The sequence below is a fragment of the Burkholderia sp. Se-20373 genome (assembly GCF_017104705.1).
GTDB lineage: Bacteria > Pseudomonadota > Gammaproteobacteria > Burkholderiales > Burkholderiaceae > Burkholderia.
The window spans coordinates 1-4,018 of record NZ_JAAGPH010000278.1 but is presented as its reverse complement, the minus strand read 5'-3'; the positions used below and the strand labels follow the sequence as shown (position 1 = coordinate 4,018).

Here is a 4,018-nt window from a genome sequence, read left to right as displayed (position 1 = left end):
GCGATCGCACGCGCCTTGTGCAGCGGCTCGCTGCCGGGGGGCCGGTCGCCCCGAACGGGGTCGATGCGGACCGTGCCGCCACGAAGGCCGGCGGCAAGGGTGACGGCGACGGGAAGGCGGTCTGACGATCTCGGCGACGATCGACCGCCTGCCCGATCGCCGGCCCGCGCTGCATGCGGCGATCGCGTCGCTGTTCGTCGGCTTGCTGGTGATGCTGGCCGCACCCGAGGCGCTCGCGCTGCCGGCCGCGCTGCTGATGGGCGCAGGGATCGGCGCGCTGTTTCCGCTGTCGCTGATCGTCACCGTCGACCATGCCGCGACGCCGGCCGACGCCGCATCGCTGACGGGGTTCGTGCAGGGCATCGGCTACCTGATCGCCGGGCTGTTCCCGTTCGCGGCAGGCATCGTGCGCCAGCATCTCGCGGATCTGTCACCGGCGTGGATCGCGATGGCCTGCCTGTGTGTCGCGCTGTTCGCGCTGGCGGCGGGGTTTGCGCCGAAGCGGGTGCTGCACGCGGCGCGCGCGTAGCGCGTGTCCCGCGCAATGTTGCCCCGCGTGAACGCCGTACCGAACCCGGGCCGGCCCGGGCGTGATCAGCCCGCGCTCGCGTACAGCGTCGAATCCGCGAACCCTTCGGCGTCGAGCACGCGCCCGATCAGGATCAGCGCGGTGCGCTCGATCTGCGTGCCCTGCACCTTGCCGACGATGTCGGCGAGCGTGCCGGTCACGCGCTCTTCATCGGGCCAGCTCGCGCGGTAGATCACCGCGACCGGGCAATCGGCACCGTAATGCGGCAGCACTTCGTCGACGATGCGGGCGAGATGGCGCACGCCGAGATGGATCGCGAGCGTCGCGCGGTGCGCGGCGAGCGCGCCGAGCGCTTCGCCTTCCGGCATCGTCGTCTTGCCCGCGAAGCGCGTGAGGATCACCGTCTGCGCGACGCCGGGCAGCGTCAGCTCGACGCCGAGCGTCGCCGCGCACGCGGCGGTGGCCGTGACGCCAGGCACGATTTCATACGGAATCCCGAGCGCTTTCAAGCGGCGAATCTGCTCGCCGATCGCGCCGTACAGCGACGGGTCGCCCGAATGCACGCGCGCGACGTCCTGCCCTTTCGCATGCGCGCCGGCGAGCAGCGCGACGATGGCGTCGAGGTCGAGTTCGGCGGTATTGACGACCTGCTCGGCGCGATGGCCGTCGAGCACGGCCGCCGGCACCAGCGAACCCGCATACAGGATCACCGGGCACGTGCGCACGAGGCGCTGGCCCTTCACCGTGATCAGCTCCGGGTCGCCGGGGCCCGCGCCGATGAAATACACCGTCATCGAAAAATCTCCGTCAATTCATTGAATGATCAGCCGCGCGGCGTCATGCGCGCGCGGCCGGATCGAGCGCGTCGATGAGCGCCGCGGCCGAATCGAACGCGCGGTCGGCGTCGGGCAGCGGCGGCCGGCGCAGCATCACGACCGGCAGCCTGCGTTCGCGCGCGACCTCGAGCTTGGCTTCGGTGGCCGTGCCGCCGCTGTTCTTGCTGACGACGACGTCGATGCCCGTCAGCGCGAACAGCGTGCGCTCGCCGTCGAGCGTGAACGGCCCGCGCGCGGCGACGATCTGCGCGCGGGCATTGCCGGGATGCGCGTCGAGGCAGCGCACGAGCCAGAACTGGTGCGGCGGGATCGCGTCGAGATGCGCGAGCGGTTCGCGGCCGAGTGTGAACAGCGGCCGCCTGAACGGCGCGAGCGCGGCCTCGATGCCGGCCCAGTCGTCGACCATGCGCCAGTCGTCGCCGGGTTGCGGCACCCACGGCGCGCGGCGCAGCGCCCACAGCGGCACGCCCGCTTCACGCACCGCGGCGGCGGCATTCGCGCTGATTTGCGCCGCGTACGGATGGGTCGCGTCGATCACGAGGCCGATGCCGGCGTCACGCAGATACGCGGCCAGCCCGGCCGCGCCACCGAAGCCGCCGACGCGCACGTCGCAGCGCAGGTCGTCGGGCACCTTGCCGAGGCCGGCCAGGCTGTAGACGTGCCGCGGCCCGAGCGCACGCGCGATCTTCAGCGCATCGCCGGTGCCGCCGAGCAGCAGGATGCGCACGCTCATCGCGCCTCCCCGACGAAGCGGCCCTGCCGGTCGATCGCGAACATCTCGACGGCGACCGACGGCGGCACGATGTCGCGCGCGACACGCAGCGCCTGTGCGCAGACGAGATCGCCGAGCGGCACGCCGTCGGCGTGAGCGAGCTTCAGCGCCTCCTGGCTCGTGTTCGCGGCGCGCATCGCGGCCTGCAGCGCATCGCTTGCGCCGGCCTCGGCCGCCCACTGCGCGAGCAGCGGCAGGTCGATGCTCGAATGGCGGCTGTGCAGGTCGAGATGGCCGGCCGCGAGCTTGCTGAGCTTGCCGAAGCCGCCGCACATCGACAGCCGCGCGACCGGCGCGCGCCGCAGGTGCTTGAGCACCGCGCCCGCGAAATCACCCATCTCGATCAGCGCCATGTCGGGCAGTCGATAGTGCGCGCGCATCGCGTCCTCGCTCGCGTTGCCGGTGCATGCGGCGATATGCGCGATACCGTTCGCGCGTGCGACGTCGATGCCCTGGTGGATCGACGCGATATAGGCCGAACACGAGAACGGCCGCACGATGCCGGTCGTGCCGAGGATCGACAGCCCGCCGACGATGCCGAGGCGCGGGTTCATCGTCTTCAGCGCGAGCGCTTCGCCGCCTTCGACGCCGATCGTCACGTCGAAGCCGCCCGCATAGCCATGCTCGGCCGCCAGCGCGTCCAGGTGCGCCGTCATCATCTGGCGCGGCACCGGGTTGATCGCCGGTTCGCCGACCGGCAGCGTCAGCCCCGCGCGCGTGACCGTGCCGACGCCCGGCCCCGCGTGAAACCGCACGCCGGGCGCCGCCGCGAGCGCGACGCGCGCAAAGATCAGCGCGCCGTGCGTGACGTCCGGATCGTCGCCGGCATCCTTGATCGTGCCGGCTTCCGCACCGTCGGCGGTGGCCCGGCAGAACGCGAGCCGCATCATCACGCGCTGCCCCTTCGGCAGCACGATCTCGACCGCGTCGGCCGCACTACCCGCGAGCAGCAGCCGCGCGGCGGCGAGCGACGTCGCGGTCGCGCAGCTGCCGGTCGTATAGCCGAAGCGTAGCGGCGCGGGCTGTTCGGGCGTCTCGTCGCGCATCACACGTCCGTTGCGTTCGTCGTGGCCGGCGATGCGGATGTGTCGGCCGCGCCGGGCTTGCGCACGTCGTACAGCGTGACCGGCAACGGCTGCCGCCACGTATCGAAGCGGCCGAGCGGCTCGGCGTGTGCGAGCGACACGCGCGTGAGCGTGCCGCCGTGCGCTTCGCGCCAGGCGGCGAGCGTCATCTCGCCCTGCAGCGTGACCGCGTTCGCGACCAGCCGGCCGCCCGGTTTCAGCGCTGTCCAGCACGCGTCGAGCACGCCGGGTGCGGTCGCCCCGCCACCGATGAAGATCGCGTCGGGCGCGGCGAGCCCCGCGAGCGCATCGGGCGCGCGGCCCGCGACGAGCTGCAGGCCCGGCACGCCGAGCGCGTCGCGGTTGTGCTCGATGAAGCGCTGCCGCTCCGCATGCGCTTCGATCGCGATCGCCTGGCATGACGGATGCGCGCGCATCCATTCGATGCCGATCGAGCCGCTGCCGGCGCCGACGTCCCACAGCAGCTCGCCGGGCGCGGGCGCGAGACGCCCGAGCGTCATCGCGCGCAGGTCCCGCTTGGTGAGCTGGCCGTCGTGACGGTACGCATCGTCGGGCAGGCCGGGCGTGAGCGCGCGGCGCGGCGCGTCGGGGCCGGCCTGGCAGTCGAGCGCGACCAGGTCGAGCGCGGCCGTTTCGTCGATGCGCCAGTCCTGCGAGAGAGCGTCGAGACGCCGCTCGAGCCGGCCGCCCGGATGTTCGACCACCCTCACGCGCGCCGGCCCCGAGCCGCCCGCCACGTCTTCGTCCGCGACGGCGCCCGCGCTGAGACTGGCAGGGCGACGTGCAGGGTAGGCGT

4 protein-coding genes and 1 pseudogene are annotated in these 4,018 nt (G+C 72.8%); 1 reads left to right on the top strand and 4 read right to left on the bottom strand.

What is annotated here, in order from left to right:
- Positions 1-118: 118 nt before the first annotated feature.
- Positions 119-529, top strand: a pseudogene (locus G3N96_RS37815) (MFS transporter); the annotation flags it as partial.
- 65 nt (positions 530-594) lie between these two features.
- On the opposite strand, the gene cobM reads toward G3N96_RS37815, so the two are convergent.
- The 4 genes from cobM to cbiT all read right to left on the bottom strand — a co-directional run.
- Positions 595-1,323, bottom strand: a complete 729-nt coding sequence (gene cobM, locus G3N96_RS37810; RefSeq protein WP_206140399.1) for a precorrin-4 C(11)-methyltransferase — start codon at positions 1,321-1,323, stop codon at positions 595-597.
- Between the two features lie 43 nt (positions 1,324-1,366).
- Complete coding sequence (locus G3N96_RS37805) at positions 1,367-2,098, bottom strand: cobalt-precorrin-6A reductase (RefSeq protein WP_206140398.1); 732 nt, start codon at positions 2,096-2,098, stop codon at positions 1,367-1,369.
- Positions 2,095-3,183 (bottom strand): cobalt-precorrin-5B (C(1))-methyltransferase, encoded by a 1,089-nt coding sequence (locus tag G3N96_RS37800; protein ID WP_206140397.1) that lies wholly within the window; start codon positions 3,181-3,183, stop codon positions 2,095-2,097. The genes G3N96_RS37805 and G3N96_RS37800 overlap by 4 nt, the downstream gene beginning before the upstream one ends.
- Positions 3,183-4,018: precorrin-6Y C5,15-methyltransferase (decarboxylating) subunit CbiT (gene cbiT / locus G3N96_RS37795; protein ID WP_206140396.1), on the bottom strand; the 836-nt coding region annotated here is incomplete at its 5' end. The genes G3N96_RS37800 and cbiT, both read right to left, overlap by 1 nt.